Origin of the sequence: Kutzneria sp. CA-103260, from assembly GCF_018263855.1 — a bacterium.
Taxonomy (GTDB): Bacteria; Actinomycetota; Actinomycetes; order Mycobacteriales; family Pseudonocardiaceae; genus Kutzneria.
Map to the genome: position 1 here is coordinate 2,633,227 of NZ_CP073318.1, position 17,656 is coordinate 2,650,882.

10 protein-coding genes and 2 pseudogenes are annotated in these 17,656 nt (G+C 67.2%); 3 read left to right on the plus strand and 9 right to left on the minus strand.

The window, feature by feature from the left end; all coding sequences use genetic code 11:
* Nucleotides 1–22 precede the first annotated feature (22 nt).
* Entirely contained in the window at nucleotides 23–3,844 is a 3,822-nt protein-coding gene (locus JJ691_RS11425; RefSeq protein ID WP_249227840.1) for a DEAD/DEAH box helicase, read from the plus strand.
* A gap of 279 nt (nucleotides 3,845–4,123) precedes the next feature.
* Here the strand turns inward: JJ691_RS11425 and JJ691_RS11430 are convergent, their stop codons facing one another.
* Together JJ691_RS11430 and JJ691_RS11435 are read right to left on the minus strand one after the other, a co-directional pair.
* A complete protein-coding gene (locus JJ691_RS11430; protein WP_249227841.1) occupies nucleotides 4,124–4,555 on the minus strand; it encodes a GNAT family N-acetyltransferase in 432 nt (143 codons plus the stop codon).
* Between the two features lie 90 nt (nucleotides 4,556–4,645).
* On the minus strand, nucleotides 4,646–4,867 hold the full coding sequence (locus tag JJ691_RS11435; protein WP_211768752.1) for a hypothetical protein: 222 nt from the start codon (nucleotides 4,865–4,867) through the stop codon (nucleotides 4,646–4,648).
* 459 nt (nucleotides 4,868–5,326) lie between these two features.
* Here JJ691_RS11435 and JJ691_RS11440 point away from each other — a divergent pair, with 459 nt between their 5' ends.
* Both JJ691_RS11440 and JJ691_RS11445 read left to right on the plus strand, forming a co-directional pair.
* A complete protein-coding gene (locus JJ691_RS11440; RefSeq protein ID WP_211768753.1) occupies nucleotides 5,327–7,162 on the plus strand; it encodes a zinc-ribbon domain-containing protein in 1,836 nt (611 codons plus the stop codon).
* 154 nt (nucleotides 7,163–7,316) lie between these two features.
* Nucleotides 7,317–8,711 carry a hypothetical protein gene (locus JJ691_RS11445; RefSeq protein ID WP_211768754.1) on the plus strand — a complete coding sequence of 465 codons (1,395 nt, stop codon included), beginning with the start codon at nucleotides 7,317–7,319 and terminating at the stop codon, nucleotides 8,709–8,711.
* Between the two features lie 67 nt (nucleotides 8,712–8,778).
* Here JJ691_RS11445 and JJ691_RS11450 read toward each other — a convergent pair whose 3' ends face one another.
* The 7 genes and pseudogenes from JJ691_RS11450 to JJ691_RS11475 form a co-directional block, all read right to left on the minus strand.
* Nucleotides 8,779–9,087 carry a hypothetical protein gene (locus JJ691_RS11450; RefSeq protein WP_211768755.1) on the minus strand — a complete coding sequence of 103 codons (309 nt, stop codon included), beginning with the start codon at nucleotides 9,085–9,087 and terminating at the stop codon, nucleotides 8,779–8,781.
* A gap of 203 nt (nucleotides 9,088–9,290) precedes the next feature.
* Nucleotides 9,291–11,489: an NACHT domain-containing protein gene (locus JJ691_RS11455; protein ID WP_211768756.1), complete on the minus strand. Its 2,199-nt coding sequence runs from the start codon at nucleotides 11,487–11,489 to the stop codon at nucleotides 9,291–9,293.
* A gap of 632 nt (nucleotides 11,490–12,121) precedes the next feature.
* Nucleotides 12,122–12,271 (minus strand): hypothetical protein, encoded by a 150-nt coding sequence (locus tag JJ691_RS11460; protein WP_211768757.1) that lies wholly within the window; start codon nucleotides 12,269–12,271, stop codon nucleotides 12,122–12,124.
* 138 nt (nucleotides 12,272–12,409) lie between these two features.
* Nucleotides 12,410–12,535 (minus strand): annotated as a pseudogene (locus JJ691_RS53315) (hypothetical protein); the annotation flags it as partial.
* 10 nt (nucleotides 12,536–12,545) lie between these two features.
* Nucleotides 12,546–13,394, minus strand: a pseudogene (locus JJ691_RS11465) (IS110 family transposase); the annotation flags it as partial.
* Between the two features lie 625 nt (nucleotides 13,395–14,019).
* Nucleotides 14,020–15,921: a UvrD-helicase domain-containing protein gene (locus tag JJ691_RS11470; protein ID WP_211768759.1), complete on the minus strand. Its 1,902-nt coding sequence runs from the start codon at nucleotides 15,919–15,921 to the stop codon at nucleotides 14,020–14,022.
* The gene (locus JJ691_RS11475; protein WP_331474374.1) at nucleotides 15,918–17,636 is read right to left on the minus strand and encodes an ATP-dependent nuclease; all 1,719 of its coding nucleotides are present in this window, start codon (nucleotides 17,634–17,636) and stop codon (nucleotides 15,918–15,920) included. Before JJ691_RS11475 ends, JJ691_RS11470 begins: the two co-directional genes overlap by 4 nt.
* Between the last annotated feature and the right edge of the window lie 20 nt (nucleotides 17,637–17,656).

Genomic DNA, 17,656 nt, shown 5'->3' on the forward strand with positions numbered 1-17,656 from the left:
CCGCTAGCATTTACGGCCGCCCGTGCTTGCCGTCAAGCCGACGAACGGAGCCATCGCTTTGTCACTGGGGGAGGACACACTGCGACACGCCGACATCGTCGGCTTCTGGCGCACAGTGGAGATGTTCAGTCCACAAAGCGTGGACAAGGTCGACCGCACCGAACGGGTCTTCGCGGTACGAAAAGGACAGCCCTTACCGTGGCAGCCTGGACACGAGGTGGCCCGTGAGCGGTTGGACGAGCATCTGACGTGGCGCCACGTGGTGTACGTGGGCATCTACCGCCTCGATGCGATGTTCGAGGTGCTCGCGCAGGCCTTCGAGCCGGACGAGGAGAGTTTCGACGAACGCCCGCCCGGGCAGAGCGCGCTCGCGGCCTTCACGGTCGGCGCCGACGGGCGCGCATTGCTGGAGTCCGCGGTGTTGTCCAGCTGTGCCTGGGCAACAGGACAACTGCTGGAACAGCCTGACAGCAGGCAGGACTGGGTCAACGGGTTCGCTGCCGGCAACGCCGGGTTCATATCCGACTGGAAAGACCTCGTCGCCGAGAGCGACCCGTCCCACGACCCCGACGACCCGCCACACACCAGCCTTCTGCCACGCGTGCTCACCGCAGACGACCTGCATCAATGTCTTCAGCTCGCCATCGAGGCCGCCGGCATCGGGGACGCGCTGTCGTGCACCGAGATCCGAATCAGCAGCCAGAAAGTGTCCCGACGCAAGGCGGAGGCCGCCGACGGCTCGGGCGGCGAGTTCCTCAACAGCATGATCCTGCCCGACCTGGACCGAATCGCCGAGCAGGCTGCTGAGGGAAGCATCAGCGCCGCGCTGGCCGAGTACTTGCGTCCCGCGGCCGCGATTCCCACTGTCGAGCGGGTCGATGTGCAGGAGAACCCGCACGTGGTGCTTGCGGCCACGGCGCCGGGGACAGTGCCGGCGGGCCGCTGGCCCAGCAACGTCAACCACGCACTCGCGCTCAACCAGCAGTTGGCCGTCAACACCGCGCTGTCAATGCCCTCGACTGGGGTGATGGGGGTCAACGGCCCACCGGGCACCGGCAAGACCACCATGCTGCGCGATCTCATCGCCGCCCTCGTGGTCGAGCGTGCCACCCGGCTCGCTGACCTGTCGGACCCGAGCAAGGCGTTCACGACTGACAAGCCACAGTGGAAGGCCGGCCAGTACACGCGCACGATCAGTGTGTTGCGTCCTGAACTGACCGGGTTCGAAATGGTGGTCGCTTCCGCCAACAACACCGCGGTGCAGAACGTCACCGACGAGATTCCGGCTGCCGGCGCGATCGATCAGCAGTGGCTGGATCACGCCGCTGAGCTGGACTACTTCCCGGAGATCGCCTCAGCGCTGCTGGCCCCCGACAGCGACAGCAAACCGTCGTGGCGTGACCCGAAGACCGGGCAGGCGCGGGCGTGGGGGCTGATGGCAGCCCGACTGGGCAACAAGGCCAACCGCACCAGGTTCGCCTCCATCTTCTGGTACCGCAAGCCCGACAACCCTGACGAGGACCTCGACGAGGACGGATGGATCGGGCTGAACACCGTCCTCAACGACTACGCGCAGGCCGGAGCCGACCAGCTGTGGTCTGAGGCGGTCGAGCAGTTCCACACCGCCCAGCAACGTGTGGAGAGCCTCCGCGCCGAACGACTCGTGATCTTCGAGGGCGTGCAGCGGCGCGTGCGCCTGGAAGACGAGCTCGCTGAGCTGAGATCTCGCGCGGAGCAGGCCGCCGAGCAGGCCAGGACAGCGCACGCACGACATAATGCCGCTCAAGCTGCGGCGCACGAACGCCGAGACCAGGCCGAACATGTGGCCGTCGAGCAGCACGCGAAAGCGGAGCAGGCTGTCGAACAGTCCCGCACCGGACTGGAGCGCCTGACGCAGGGCCGGCAGGCGTCCGCTGAGCAGGCTGTTGCGAGCCGGCGAGCCAAGCTGGACCGGCTCATCAGCGGCCGCCAAGGGCAAGCCCAGCGGATCGTGAACACCCGCCAGGCCACCCTCGACCACATCCGGTTGGGACGCCTGGCCCACAGCGAGCAGGTCGCGCGGTCCTGCCACGTCGAACTCGAACAACGCCGGCGAGCCGTCGCCACGCATAGCGAACACCAGCCTTCCCCGCTGTTGCGGATTATCACCTTCGGCATCGCCAGCAGACGCTGGTCCCAGCAGGACAGTGCAGTGCGCCGCGACAAGGACGCCGCTGAGCAGGAGTGGACCAGGGCCGAAGCCGAGTACGCCAGCGCTCGCGCCGAGACGGCCGCCGCCCAGCGCGGACTCGACCAGGCCGAGGCCGACCTACGCGAGGTCCTGACCGAGGTCGGTGCCGCTCAGAACGAGGTAGACGCAGCCGAACGCGAGCTGACTGCGGTGCACGCCGCAATCGACGCGGCCCGCCAGACCCTCGACGCCGCCCACCAGGCACGCGATCGAACGCAGCGAGAGCTCGCGGCCGTGCGCGCCCCTGGCCTACCCGCCGCGCCGGACGCGATGCCCACCTATGCGTCACTGTGGACGGCGCGTCGGGCGGCCGCCGATGCCGAGCATCAGCTTGCCGGCGCGACGCAGGTCAAGACTGAACGGCAGAACGCTCTGACGGAGCGGGAGACCGACCTCGCCAAACTGGACAGCCAGCTCGACACTGCAGCAGCGTCCTTGGGCCTCCAGTACCCGGACAGCACCTGGTGGAGTGACCGCGACCGTCGGGAACTGGCCGCGCTATGGACCGACCCGCAGTGGAACCAGGCCCGCAGTGCACTGTTCCTGGCTGCTTTGGCATTGCACAAGACGTTCCTGCAACTGGCCGCCCAGCCAATGCGTCGTAACCTGCAGGCCGCGATGGACCTGATCAGCGGCGACGCCCCCGCCGATGCCCCCGAGCACGCGGCGTTGGCGGCTTGGCAGAGCCTGTTCCTCGTGGTACCGGTCGTATCGACGACATTCGCCTCCTACGCCAGGCTGTTCAGTCACCTCACGACCCAAGCACTGGGGTGGCTGCTCATCGACGAGGCCGGCCAGGCGACGCCGCAGGCCGCCGTCGGGGCCTTGTGGCGCACCCAGCGGGCGGTGATGGTGGGCGACCCCCTACAACTGGAGCCGATCAGGCCCCTGCCGTTCAAAGCCGAGCAAGCGATCCGCAACGAGCTCGACGTCAACGAGCAGTGGTCGCCCAGCCGGCTGTCTGCTCAACGCCTGGCTGACCGACTGACTAGGCTGGGCACCTGGCTGCCCGATGAGGAGGGTAAGATTTGGGTCGGAGTGCCCCTGACCGTGCACCGACGCTGTGATCAGCCCATGTTCGGCATCGTCAACGCCGTCGCCTACGACGGTCTCATGATCGATGGCACCAGCAGCGGCCCGGGCGAGCAATTCACCGCCGCCTATCCCTCGCTGCCGGTGTCGAAGTGGATCGACGTGGCCGGGACGGCCAACCGCGGCCATTGGATTCCAGACGAGGGCGCCCAACTCACCCGCATCCTCAGCTCACTTGCTGAGCTCGACTTCGACATGTCCGCGGTGATGGTGGTCACCCCGTTCCGTGCTGTGGCCCGTGAACTCGAGCAGCTCTGTAGGAGGTATCCGGCGGTGGTCGCCGGCACCGTCCACAAGTCCCAAGGCAAGCAGGCCAGCATCGTCATCCTGGTGTTGGGCAGCGACCCCGAACGCCCCGGCGCCCGCGCGTGGGCCGCCCGCACACCCAACCTGCTCAACGTCGCCGTCAGCCGTGCCCAACGACGCCTGTACGTCATCGGCAACCGCCGGGCCTGGGCCTCTCAGCCTCACTTCACCGTCCTAGCTCGAGAACTCTCATACAGCCCGCCAATCACCTCATGAGAATGCTGTGCACCGGCCCCCGCGTCCTTCCAGGGGTTCGACGATGACGAGATCAGCAGGCCGGCGGCGTACGTCGATGGCATCCTGGCCCGGTCGAACCAGCCGGGATCCCGTTCGGCCTGGCGTCGCCTCTGCACGCCGAACGCCGAGATGCGAGCCTGGCCGAGCCGTTTCATCGTGAGACGGCAAGCTACGCCCGCCACGAGATCCGTGCGGACGCCGGCCTCGGGCACCTCGAATCGCTTTATCGCCTCGATGAAGGCCGGCTCGACTTCAGGACTATGCAGGAAGGTTCGTTCCGGCGGTGGGCCAGAGGCCGCCAGCGCACCAGGTGATGGCCGCGCCGGGTGCTTTGACCGCGAGCCTCCACGGCCCGTCGGCGGGACCAGCGTTGAGTCCGACGGATTTGTCCGGGGTGGCGATGTAGCAGCTTTCGCCGTTACGGGCGAGGGTGTAACCGCGGTGTCGGTACCAGGGCATGACGCGGCGGTCGGCGGCGTCGACTTTCGCGACGACCAACCGGATGCCGCGGCGGTGGAGGTGCTGCTCGGCGTAGCGCAGCAACGCCGTTCCTACGCCCTGGCCGCGGTGGTGTGCGTCGACGGCGAGGATTTCGATCTCGATGAGAACCTGGGCCAGGTACTCCCGGTGGTCGAGGTGATTCGCTTCGACGAACGTGACCGGGGAGCAAGCGTAGAGCATGCCGACCATCCGCTCCCGGGTGAAGGCCCCGAAACACCAGCCACCAATCCCGGGTGGCTCGGGAAAGCCGATGTGACCGCCGAACTGGTCCAGCGCCGTCTACAAGGGATGGTCGGTGGTGACACCGGGGGCCTGTCCCGCGGTGGCGATCGCGATGGCTGCGGTTCCTTCGCCGGGCCGGCTCAGGCGTACTTCGACATCATCGTGAGACTGCCTGTCGTCGGCAGGCCCGCCCAGGCCAGGACGGTCATCGGGATCGATGGACATCGGCGATTCATCGCAGAGAAGCCGACGGCAGCGAGCGCCGTACTCGGCGATCAACCGATCGAGGTTGACCCTGCCCGCGCCCGAACCGGCTGTTCAAGGGCAGCGACCAGGTCGATCGGGCTCACGACTCGGGCTGACTACCTGCAGAGATCCTTTCTCGGTGACGAATACCTGGCTGTCGTCCAGCGTGAAGCCGACGGCGTCTGGGCTGGCCACGTCGGCGACGCTTCCCAACGTCCCCTTCGGGCAGGTCGAGTTCGGGTTCACTGTCGCGGAACGTCCACGCGGTCTCCTGATTGCATGCGCACCAGTATCGCAGCGTGGTGGCCACTGTCGGTGACGAGCCATGCGTGGCCGCCGGTCGGGGCGGTCTCCGGCGCACAGCCCCCGGCTGGGCTGAACTCGGCGCTCCGCCAGGCGGCATCCTCAGGCATGCCGGTGCGGCATGCCCGCCTCCGGCACGCCGACTGCCGGAGTTGATTCCGATATCGTCGGGAGTGGGGAAGGGGACGGATGGCTCAGGTGTGCTCGACCAGTGGCTGCGCTAACCCGGCGGCGTTTACCACCCGCAGCAAGCCGGCATGGTGTACCGCATGCATCGACGGCATGTTGCGCGACGGCGGGTTGGAACCGGCTGAACCGTTCGCCGGGCCCAACCGGTGGCGGCTCACTACCTGCCTGACCTGCGGCGTGCAGGCGCACTATAAGCTCGACTACACCATCAGCAAGAACGCCTTCGGTGAGAAGACGTGTCGAGCCTGCTACTGGCGCCACTGGGCCGGGCAGCATCTCGACCAGCCGGACTTCGCCTACGAACGTGTCCTGCTGGAACTGCTGCGCGACCACACTCCGGACGAGATCCTCCGTGAGTACCCGCAGCCGTTGGTGGCCGAGTTCCTGACCTCCGGCTGGTGGCCGCCGGACAAGCTTGTCGCCCACCTCGACGACAACGGCTTCGACCTGTTGGACATCCTGCGCGACGGCAACACCCGGCATGGACCGGTGCTAGCCCGATGCCGCGCTTGCCGACGGCATCAGGTCATGCGGATCAGTGACATCGGCTGGGGCTGCATCTGCTCCCGCAACACCCGTTCCTCAAACCCAACGAGCCCGCGCGCCGGGCGCATGTTGCTGACGGACTCGGAGTCGCCGGCATTGCAGTGGTGGGACCACGAACGCAATGACGAGGCGACGTTGAGGACCGCGACCGTCCTCGCGACTCGCACGTGCCACTGGATCTGCCCGGAATGCGACCACCGCTTCGAAGCGAAGATCCAGCGGATGACTGACCGTCCCGAGTGTCCCGCGTGCGCTCAACGTGAACGTGCGGCGTGGGACGCGGAGTACGAGCGCCTGAAGTTCACACCGATCGCCGACGTGCCGGAGCTGGCGGCCGCCTGGGCCGAGGAGGACGACCCGCGTGTCGTCATGGTCGTCGGTCCCTCACACCCGCGCCGCTTCCGCTGCCAAAACGGCCACACTCCTCGCGTCGCCCCGCTGACCTACCTCCAGTCGGGCTGCCAGTTCTGCCGCGCGACCGGGCGGTCCCAGGCAGACAAACGGTGGCTGGCAGACACTTTGCCGGAGATCGCCGCCCAGTGGCATCCCGACCGCAACGGGAGATACACACCGGAGAACGTGGTGTGGGACTCGACGCGGACCGTGTGGTGGCGCAGCGACTGTTGCGGCCACGAGTGGCAGGAGTCGGTTCGCGCCCGCGACAAGTACGCGCGGTGGCGCTGCCCGGCTTGCCGAACCATCCTTGACTCGTTGGCCTGGCGCGATCCGGGACTCGCCGCGGAGTGGAGCCCTGCCAATCCGGTCAGCGCCTGGCAGGTGCGTCCCTACGCTGATACGGACTTCACGCCGGAGTGGGTATGTGCGACGAATCCGGAGCACGTGTGGCGGGCGTCGGTGGCGAGCCGTTCCAATGGCGCTGAATGCCCCGACTGCCGAGAAGTCGGCAAGTCACGGGTCGAGCTCGCCTACCATGCTGCTGCGACAGAGCTGTTCGGCAAGGCCCGATCGGGCATCACGGTGCGGGACACGGCTTTTACCTCGCGGCGATCCTGGACCGTCGACATCAGCGTTGACGTCGGCGAGCACAAGGTCGGCATCGAGTATGACGGCGCGTACTGGCACTCGGCTCCGGCCAAGATGCTCGTCGACGAACGCAAGAGCCTGGACCTGCTGGCCGCCGGATTCGTCGTCGTGCGTCTGCGAGAGGACCCGTTGCCTTCACTCGGCATAGATAATCCGCGCTACCGGGAGGTGCGCGTCTATGCCACAGCACCCCGTGCCGCGGCAGTCATGGCCGAGGTTCGGGACTGGGTCAGCGGCCTACTGTAGTGGTGCCTCGGCGGTGAAATGCTGAAAAGGTTCCGCACGATGCGGATATCTCCGTTCGGGTGAAGTTCCCCGCTCGTCGTCGATCCACTCGTTCGCTGGCTGACAGGGCCCTCGCATCTGCGTTGAGGTGGTGCCATGGGGAGGAGCACCGTCGATGGACGCGGTTGAGGCGATTGAGAAGCTGCTCGAGCCGGCCGATGTGGCCATCGAGTCCAGTGACCAGTTGGTGGGCAAGGTCGAGCGCAAGGCCGCGAAGCTCGCTCGCGAGCGGCGGGACAACGGACAGGAGGTCGACGAGACCAAGCCCCGGTTGGCTCCCGTGCCCGAACGCGAGCATGACGGGAACATGAACATCATGCCGTGGGAGTTGCTCCATTTGCTGGGGCGGGCCACGGTGCTGTCCGGGCATGGCTCGTCACGAGCGTTGGCGCAGCACTGGGGCTGCCTGAAGTACATCACCTCCCTTCAGCGCAACGCCCACGATCGGATGGAGCTGTCGGACAGCGGCAAGGACCCTCGGTACCACCGGAGATCGGTGCAGGCAGAAGACCTGGGCATCGCGTTCGCGCTGGCCGCGGCGCTCCGGATCGCACAGCGACGCCACCCGGGCTACCGCTTCGAGCTCGTCGACGCGGACGTCGCTCTCGAGGCGGGGTGGGCGCTGCGCGGCAACGAGGTGAAGGCAAAGCCGAAGACGAGGCTCCGGCCCGACTACTTCCTGTTCGGCTTCCGCCACGGCTCACCGGCACGAGTGATCACCGTGGAGTGCAAGGGATCCCATGGGTCCGCAGACGCCCAGCACAAGCAACTGGCCAAGGCGGCCGCACAGGTGAACGCGGTCGTGATCGGCGATCCCGACCATGGGGACGTGTCGCCGCCAGGGCTGATGATGTCGACGTCGCTGGACGACACGGGCGGCATTCAGATGCGCATCCTCGACCCGCCCGGCGACGGCACGCTCGCACTGTCGGGTGATGTGGAGGACCACACGTCCGGTCTAAACGGGCCCGTCGAGCAGCTGCACGAATTCCCAGGGATCCCGGTCCGCGTCGAGGAAGTGGAACGCGACCGTCGCCCGGGGTTCTACATCGCGCCTGACCGGTCGGAGTGGTTTGCCCGGGTGCTCGCGCGGACCGCCAGCGCAGGGCTGCTGGCCTTCGCCGGGGACCGGAACACCGCCGGTCGCTTGCTGACCCCGCGCCAGCGGATCAGGCTCGGCGTCGAGCAGGACAGCGGACCCGGCCATGTCGCCTTCGATACCGGGATCGACCTGGCCGGTCTGCGCCTGGTCGGCACCGATCACGTATTTCGGCTGTCGTCGGAGCGGATGGAGGTCTTCTCGGGGATTCCCGAGGTTCTCCATGAGCTCCTGCGGAGCGAACGGCCCGATCTCAGGGGGCGTCAACACGCGCTGCCCGACCTCCGCGAACAGTGGCGGGAACGCCAGGAAGACATCGAGCGGCAGTGGGGTGGAGTGGTGTTCATGGACATCAACGGTGCCGTCATGGGGCTGCGAAAGATGGGGGAGGGGCGGGCTCGCCTCGACTAGCACCGCTGGTGGCGAAGACACGCGAGCGGTCGGTTCCCCTGTGATTGGGTTGCCCGAGGTGCTCGCGTCAGAAGGCTCTCGCGGCGGCCAGAGGGTCGGCGAGCGATGCGAAGTGAAGTTGCTTGACTTGGCTGGTGCGCACGTAATGCACGGCTACGAGGTGGCGGAGGACCAAGAGTCGGTCGGGGTGTGAGAACAGAACCGTTGTCTTGCCGGCACCACCGGCTGCCAGCAAGGCGAAGTTGCGCGAGACCGCAGGCAGGTCCACGACCGGAACAACACCGGATCTACCCGTCGTGACCAGGAAGCCGTCCTGGTCAAGGGGTACGGGTTCGTCGAGGGGCGCGGCGTAGCGCTGGAGCCTGTGGGCGACCACAGGAACACCACACCACATCGCCTGTGAATCGCGAAGACTGCCACGCCGATATCAGCGTGGACGTGCCTCACGCACGCGGGCCTAGCGTGCCGCCGGGTGGTCTATAAGGTGCTGCCGGAACAGCAGTGCGTCCAGAGCGAGGTCGGCGCCGGTTGTCATCGAGCGAACCTCGCAGGCGCGCGCTGTGTGGAGAGTAAAACATGTCAATTAGCGTTGTGCGGGAGCATGTCGTCGTCCAACGCAGCTGCTGCCCGTCGACGGTGGTGCTCGTCAAGGCCGGGGTCGCTGGCAAGGGTTACGAAGGCCGCGTTGCTGTCATCGCTCAGCAGGGAAAGCTCCTCTGCGGCTGCGAAGCGGTGCTCCGGGACTAGGTGTGGGTCGCTAACCATGCGCCACAGCAGGGAAAACACTTCCCCAGTGCCGTTGTCGATCTCCTCGCTGGCTACTTTGGTGAGACCGCGAGGACCATCCTGGACCACGAATTGGTACATGGATTCGTCCCCAAGATCGATGGCCGCCGCGGCGGCGTGCAGCCGCGTGCCCTCAGTGAGGCCTGTGCTGTAGGCGATGAGCTTAAGTCCGTCCGCCAACGCATCGTCGGCTGCGTCGAGTAGGGCGTCGTGTGCGTCGATGGCGCTGGGGGGAAATTCCCAACTGGGAAAGTCGTGGCGACGTACCAGAAAACTCGCAGCAGCGGCCGCCGCTGAAGACGAGTGGCTAGCCGTTCTGAGAGCTGTGATGCGGTCGCTGTCGGGCACGTCCGCGTCGGCGGCCATCTCGAGCAGCCGTGAGAGTCCCTCCGGGTGGCCGAGGCCCAGCAGAGTCTCAGCCGCCGCCCCCTGTTCGTCGGGCTCCAGCCAGGCATCGGCGGTGGCGGTGGCGAGTGCCGCCACCGCTTGTGGTCCGATCGCCGCCTCGGCTTTCCAGAGCCGCTGTACCAGCAACCAGCTGTAGTCGGGCCACCAGCGCACGAGATAGGCAAGTAGGGCATCGGGGTCGTTGCCCCTGGCGTCCCAGATGTCGACGAGAAACACCGGTAGCTGGGAGAGTCCGTAAAACTCCTCTGGCGAATGCTCAGCGCAGAAGGCGTTGACGACCTCGGTGATGACGCGTTTCTGATCGTGGTCAGACAGGTTGGCCAACTGATTGGCGACCTGCCGCGCCGCGAAGTACTCCTCCAGCGTGGCGTGAGTGAACTCCACGCCACTGTCGGCCGAGACGACGAAGCCGGTGCTACAGAGCGCGTCGTGCAGTTCACGAGCGCGGACGTCGGGGTCGTCCGCGGCGGACTCGAGCGCGGTGCCGCGCACGAGGTCCGTCGCGATGGTGAGCACCGAAGATTCGGGCTCGCTGAACTGTCGCGTCGCGGCGACCTCGCCCAACAGCTCGACGGCGTCACGGCTGAATTTTCGTTCCGCGTTCGTGAAGTCGCGTCCGGTGAATAGCTTGCGTACGTACTGCTCGTACAGATCGGATCGTCGGTCAGGCAGCTGCCGGTCCGGATTGCGGGCGAGCAGCTCGCACAGCATGGTCGCGGCGAGAGGCTGCACGGCCCAGTCCTGGATCTCCGTGCGTCGCACGTGATCGAGCAGCCGCTCGGCCAGCTCGACCGGATTCGGCGAGTCGTGGCGTGCGAGCCAGCGGTGGGCGAATCGTTGGAGCGTGGCCATGTCGAACGGCAGCAGTTCACACGAGGCGAACCTGTCCCCGGTGACGGCGAAGTCGTTCGGCTGCAGGGGTCTGGTGGCAACGGCAAAACGCAGAAAGGGATGCAGCGCTCCCCGGGCGATCGCCTGGAGGGCCGTTCGTTGGGCGGCGATCTCTGGCACCTCGTCCAGTCCGTCCACCAGGACCAGCCAAGGCCGATTGCCCGGAGCGGCCTTGGCGAACAGGTCCTTGGGAAGATCGGTCAGCAAGAAGTGTCCCAGCTCATCGACCACGCCGGCTTTGATCGCCTCGGCCATCGGCAGGCCTGCGCGGAAGGAACGGGCGTGAACCGGGACCGGTACGGAGTCCGACGAATCGCCATGAAGCTGGTTGTCGGCCAGTGTGTACGCGATCCGGCGAAGCAAACTGGACTTGCCACCGCCCGGACTCCCGATGATGACCAGGTCACGATGCGCGGTGATGACGTCATGCCAGTTTCCGGGTCGTCCGGACGCGGTCAGCCGGAGGGCTTGCTCGGCGTACACGTCGCCGAGCAGGATCGGGCTGGCCGACAAACCGGTCCTGGAGACGACCGGCTGCTGTTCGCTTGCGCCCAGAACGGCGCGGAGGTAGCTGTCGACCTCGAACGCGCCGGCATCGGGGCCATGGAAACTGACCGTGCCGATGGTGTGCGCCTGAACCACGTTGCCCACGACGGTGCCGCCGACCTGGTTGTGCACGCTCTCATCGGCCACGGCAACGCCTCCATGCAGGTTCCTTGGCGCCCTATGCTTCCACAGTGGCCCCAGCCGAGGTGCTGCAAACAACAGGACTGCCGCGGGAGCAGTCAACCCCCTTCAGATCGGCCGCCCGCTGAATAAGTCCGATCAGCGCAGCGTTGCACCGTGACGCTCCGCTGCTCACGGCGCCCTTCGCCTACGAGGTGAGGTTTACCCTCGAGCGGTGGCCAGGGGCTTTCACAGTTCAGGCGGCCACTCGACGACTGTTCGCCGTGCCGTCGGACCGTGTGGTCTCGTCCCAGGTCTCTACCATTCGGGCCGGGGACCTGGCCAGCGCGATGACGCTCCACAACACACTGTCGGCTGACTGCGACCGAATCGACGCGTAGATCGCCGCCGCCGAGCGCACCGATCCCGCTACCGAGGCAGCATGGCGGTCGGACCGATCGGCACGCCTAGGCACCCCGTTGTGGACGGTCGTCGCCTTCGGTGACGTTCTGAATCCCGTACGTGCACGCCAGTCTGAAGATGGTCCGTCGGCCAGGGCTGTGTCCTCGCGATTCCAGCCTGAAGAGAAAACGTAGATGAGTGGGCAGGCCGAAGGCACCCGGCGGAGCCGGGTTCGTGGTGTCACTGATGCGCGGTGTTCAAGCTGCTGCCGGTAGCGGCTCGGCGTGCACGGTGTAGCCGAGCGCTTCGAGCTGGCGGACGAGTTTGCGGGCTCGCCGCGCGGGGTCGTCGCGGCGAGCGAAGTAGTCAGGGGCCAGGTCGTGGTAGGGCTGGTCCCGGTCGAGCATGTGGAAGACCGCCACCAGGATGCTGTGCTCGACAGCGACCAGGGCCTTGGCGTGGCCCAGCCGAGGACGCAACCGGGCGTACTGGGCGGCCAGGTAGCCGTTCTTGACGCGCACCGCACCCATCGCCGCGTCGTGCAGGTAGACGCCCAGCCATTTCGGTCCTTTGCGGGTTTTGCCGGACGTGGACTTGCCCGCAGACTCGTGGTTGCCCGGGCATACCGCGGCCGAGGACGCCAGTCGGGAGGCCGTGCCGAACACACCCATGTCCGGCGCCGATCTCCGTCAACAGCCCCTGGGCGGTGCGCCGGTCGATGCCGGGAACGGTGTCCAGCAGCTCAATCTGGTGGGCGAAAGGGGCGATGACCTGCTCGATCTCGGTCGACCGGCTGGTGATCAGTTCGTCGAGGAAGTCCAGCTTGGCCAGGATCGAGGACACGATCACCGCGTGGTGTCCGCTGAACCGACAGGTCAATGCCTCCCACAGGGCAGGGATCTTCGCGCGCAGCCTGTCCAACGCGAGGTCGGCTAGCACCTCGGTGTCGGTGGCGCCGGCGACCAGCGCGGCCAGCATCGCGCGGCCGGACTTGCCCAGGATGTCGCTGGCCACGCTGGACAGCTTCACCCCAGCGTCCTGCAAGATCTTGTCCAGGCGTTGGACTTCCCGGGTACGTTCCTCGATCTGGGCCTTGCGGTAACGAGTCAGGTTCCGCAGCTCCCGGATCGGCGCCGGGGGCACGAACGACGGGCGTACCAGCCCGAACCCGATCAACTGGCAGATCCAGGCGGCGTCAGCCACATCCGTCTTGCGGCCCGGGATGTTCCGCATGTGCCGGGCGTTGAGCAGCCACACCTGCATCACGTCTTCGAGCAGATAGTACGGGGGCTTCCAGTACACCCCGGTCGACTCCATGCCCACCCGGGTCACCCCATGGGTGACCAGCCAGTCCCGCAACACCAGCAGCCCCGGTGTCGTGGTGGCGAACCGACCCTGCTCCACGGCCCCGCCGGGCAGATGCGCCTCGGCGACGATCACATCCTTGTGCACATCCAGGCCACCGGCCCGGTCCACGATCCGTTCCACCACGTCACCTCCCGGCTCGGGCCGTCCGGGAGGGCCTCGCATCACGGAGTCTGAAGATCGCGCTCGAAGCGGCAGTTCACGGCACCCGAGACCCTCGTGTCTGGCTTTGAGACGACCTCACCCGCGCCAAGGCTGGCCGACGTCGACCGGACGGCATCCCCGAGTTTTCCCCAGATCACGCCGACCTGCCAGGGCCTCCAATGGCTTTGAGCTGTCGATAGAGCGGCCCGACCAGGCGCCCGCGACAAGATCACGTCCGTGCGGGTGCCAGCTGCCGCTGCCGCGGGCCACGTCGACGACGCGGTCGAGATGGCTGACGCCATCCCGCTGGCCTATTTCCGGATGAAGGCGTTGCTACACATCACTCGTGCGGTGGCCAAGGCCGGCGACACCATCCGTGCCGCGCGAATCGGCGACCTGATCACCAACGAGGAACATCGAGCGAAGGCGCTGTTGGCTGTGCAGCGCGCTTGGTCGTCGCCAGCCCGCATCACGCGACGTCGCCGAGGTCCTGCTGCTGACCGGCTGGCAGTCGGCCCTGCCCAAAGTCCTGACGTCCGCACCCCACGCCCTGACCGAGATCGTGGACAAGCTCGATCTCGTGCACGGCACCGACGACAGCCAGGCCGCAAACGGACCGTGAACGGAGTCCCGGTGTCGCCGGTGTTCACTGGCAGCGGTGTTCGGGCACGCCGGCCTGCGCCAACATCGTGTACAGCTCGGCGATACCGGCCTTGCGGGCGTGATCCACAGTGGTGAAGACCAGTCGCTGCGCCGCCCGGGACAGCCCGACGAAGAACGCCGAGATCGAACCGCCGACGTCCCGCGAGTGCGACCACCACTGCTCGTCGTCCAGGCTTAGGAAGAAGACGGTGTGGTACTCGAGGCCCTTGCTGCGGTGCACCGTCAGCATCGTCACTGCGTCGCGGGACTCGAAGTTGTCGAAGATCGTCGACCAGGTCAGGTTCGGATGCGTCACCTCGCCTAACCGGGCCGTGAACGCCTCGACCACGTCGTCGAAGTCCTCCCCGCGGTCGGCGGCGGTGAAGTAGCGGTCCACCTCGTCGCGGCCGAGCAACGCCAACACCTGGTCGACCACCTCGATCGCACCGACGGAACCGACGGGATGACCGTCCAACCAGCTGTGCAGGCGCCTGACGACGGTGGCCAGGTCGTCGCTCACCTCCCGTTCGGCGTGCTCGTCGCCGGCCGCCCCACGCATGCGTTGCAGCAGGCCGGAGACCTCGACCCACACTTCCCCGTGCCCGTGGTCGTCCGCGCTCAGGCCGAGCAGGCCGATCAGCAACCGGGTGACGTCCGAGGCCAGCAGGACCTGGAGCCGGAGCTTGCCGACCTTGGCGTCGTCGTTGCGCACCCGGATCCCGTGTTGGGCGAGCCGATCGCCGAAACGCTGCACGAAGGTGTCGATCTTCTGGCGGGCCACCAGCGCGAAGTCGGCCGCGGTGCGGTGCGACCCGGCGATGTCGCGGGCGATCCTGTTCGCGATGTGGTCCGCCTCGCAGAGCTGGTCCGGGAAGATCCACAGCGCCACCGGCTCGTGGCCGTGCTCGACAGGGGCCTTCGAGACGGGCACGACGCTGGTCGGATCGAGTCGTCGCGCGATGACGTGCTGCAACTCGACGAGGGCGTCCGAGGAGCGGAAGTTCCACGCGAGCGGATGCTCGGTGGCGTCGAACCGGTCGATGAACGCGGGGAACGCGTTGCCCAGCGCACCGGCAAAGCCCATGATCCGTTGCTTGGCGTCACCGACCGCGGTGATCGCGGTGTGTTCGCCGAACACGGATCTCAGCAAGGAGAACTGGGCGACGTTGGTGTCCTGGAACTCGTCGACGAAGATGACGGGATAGGTCAGGCGCAGCGCCCGGCGAAGTTGGGGCACGGTGCGGACGAGCAGTTCGGCCAGTCGGTTGAGCATCACGAAGTCCGCGTTGGGCGGCGTCGCGTCGAGATAGTGGGCTTTCCACCAGGCCATCGCGGCGTGTCCGACGGGGTCCGACGGGCGGTCGTCTAGCAGCGTGACGGGAAGGTCCCAGGCGCCGACCACGTGTGCCAGGAAAGTCTTCTGTGGCAGGGCGAACAGGTCCGATCGAAGCGGTCCCCGTGCCAGTGCTGCGACCGAGAAAGCGAAGTCCGATTGCTGCTGCTGGCTCCAGAAGGTCAGGTTGTAGGGTTCGGTCGTCGCCCAGTCCGGTGGCAGGGCCGAGGAGAACCGGTCGACCAGGCTCTTGGTGAAGGCGTCGAAGGTCATCGACACGAACCGATCGGCGTGGGCCGGCAGCCGGCGCGCGACGCGTTCCCGCAGATTCCGTGCGGCGTCGCGTTTGTAGGAGATCGCGAGGATGCGCTGCGGGGCCGGGCACAAGCCGGTCTGCAACAGGTAGGCGGCCTTCTGCGCGAGGAATTCCGTCTTGCCGGCGCCCGGACCGGCGGTGACCGCGTGACATCCGTAGCCGCTCAACGCCGCCCGCGCGGTGGGCTCGAGCTCGCTGATCCCCACCGGCGGCCAGTCCTGCAGCTCTTGCCAGTCCTTCGGCACCACCCCGCTCACCGGCCGAGCTCCTGCTGGACATGCGTCAGCAGAGCCCGGAGAGGTTCGGGAGCATTCCTCAGCTGCTCGTCGTTCAATCGCGAGAGCGCCTGCAGATGCGAGCTGGGCTTGGAACGCGTGATGAACAGGTAGCCGTACCAGTTCAACTCGTCGACGCGCCTGGCGGCGAGGTCGCGGTCGTCCGGTGTCCAGAACTCTCGCCGCGCGCCGCCTTTTCCGATCACCGCGTCGACCGGGTCGGTCCGTTGCGGGCCTCGCTCGCCGTCCTCCAACTTCGTGTACTGGTCGGGAAACGCGGTCAGCATGCTGTGGTCGAGATCCAGCGGCGTGCAGAAGAACACCCCATGGCTGCGCAGACGTGTCAGGATCGGCGCTATGGCGTCGAGCGTGAGATCAGCGGCGATGCCGGCAGCGGAGTCGAACCCGGGCAGGCCCGCCAGCACGTCGATGCCCAACTCCTCGAGTTGGGTGCAGACGTCCCGGAGCCGGCCGGATCCGGCGCCCTGTTTGCCGTGGTCGAGATCGAGCAGGGTCGCGTGCGGAATCCGCAGGCCGTTGAGCAGCCGGAAGAAGTGGTTGGAGTGCCGGCCGCCGATCGGGACCATGGCGACGAACGACGGATCGAGCTCGATGTCCATGGCCCGCGCGAGGCGCGGCAGCACGATCTCCTCGGAGTCGCCTTCGCCGAGGATGACGAACTTGGCGAAGTACAGCTCCGGATGGGCGCGGACGGCTTCCCGCACGAACTTGCCGGCATCGCTGCCGTCGCTGGGCAGGAGGATCGGGGTGACCATCGCGGTGCGCTTCGCCGGGTCCAGACGGAAGTGGCGGATGTGCTCCGGTTCGATCCTCGGCAGCACGCCGGGGGAGTGGCTGGCGATGAGCACCTGGCCGCGGTGCTGGGCGGAGATCTCCCTCAGCTGAGCCATGATCCGAGACAGGAAATACGGGGAGAGGTTGTTCTCGGGCTCCTCGACGGCCACGATCGTGAGGTTCGGGAACGACGTCGAGGTGATGTCGAACTCCGCCGTCCGCCGGCCCGCGGCGAGCTCGGCTTCGAGGTCGAGCGCGGCCGCGACGAGCGCAAGGTGGAGCAGCGAGCGCTGTCCGTCGCTGAGCATGTGAGCCGGGTGCGATCTCTTGTCGGGCCCCGGCTCGAACACGAGCTCGGCACTTCGCAGCAGGCGGCTGAAATCCCCTTCGAGCGGCTGGAAGCGTGGATTGGCGACCACGCCGGCGTCGTTCAGCTGCCCCCACCGCTTCCCCAAGGCGGCTTCGACCGCGGCGGTCGGCTGTTCCTTGCCGAACTTCGATGCGAGCTCGTCCGCGGTCGAGGCCACGAACTCGCGGAGGTCGGGCGACCACTGTGCCGCCCGCCATAGGCGGCTGCGCAGGAAGGTGGACGCGTGGCGGGCGCCGTCGCGAGAAGCCGGAATGTAGAGCATCTGGATCCGCGCCCGTTCGGCATTCGGCAGCGCGACGCAGTCCTTGTCGTCGTACACTGGTTCAAAGGTGTTGACCACGCGCCGCGCCTCGGTCACGGCTCCCTCGGCGGTGCCGTCGTGTTCCCAGGTCGCGTCGAGCACGATGCGGCACTTGAGTCTGCCGTCCTGCTTGGCCGCCATCCGGTGAAAGAAGTCGGGCACCGCGCCAGCGTGGGAAACGCCGTCGACGGGCTCGAGGTCAAGTTCGGGAAAGGCCAGGAACGCCTCCACCCTCAAGGTTCGAGTGTTCG

Coding starts and splice junctions, on each gene's coding strand:
- JJ691_RS11430 (WP_249227841.1), bottom strand. CDS start 4,555: ATGGTCGGCATGCTCTACGCTTGCTCCCCGGTCACGTTCGTCGAAGCG.
- JJ691_RS11440 (WP_211768753.1), top strand. CDS start 5,327: ATGGCTCAGGTGTGCTCGACCAGTGGCTGCGCTAACCCGGCGGCGTTT.
- JJ691_RS11445 (WP_211768754.1), top strand. CDS start 7,317: ATGGACGCGGTTGAGGCGATTGAGAAGCTGCTCGAGCCGGCCGATGTG.
- JJ691_RS11460 (WP_211768757.1), bottom strand. CDS start 12,271: ATGCTCGACCGGGACCAGCCCTACCACGACCTGGCCCCTGACTACTTC.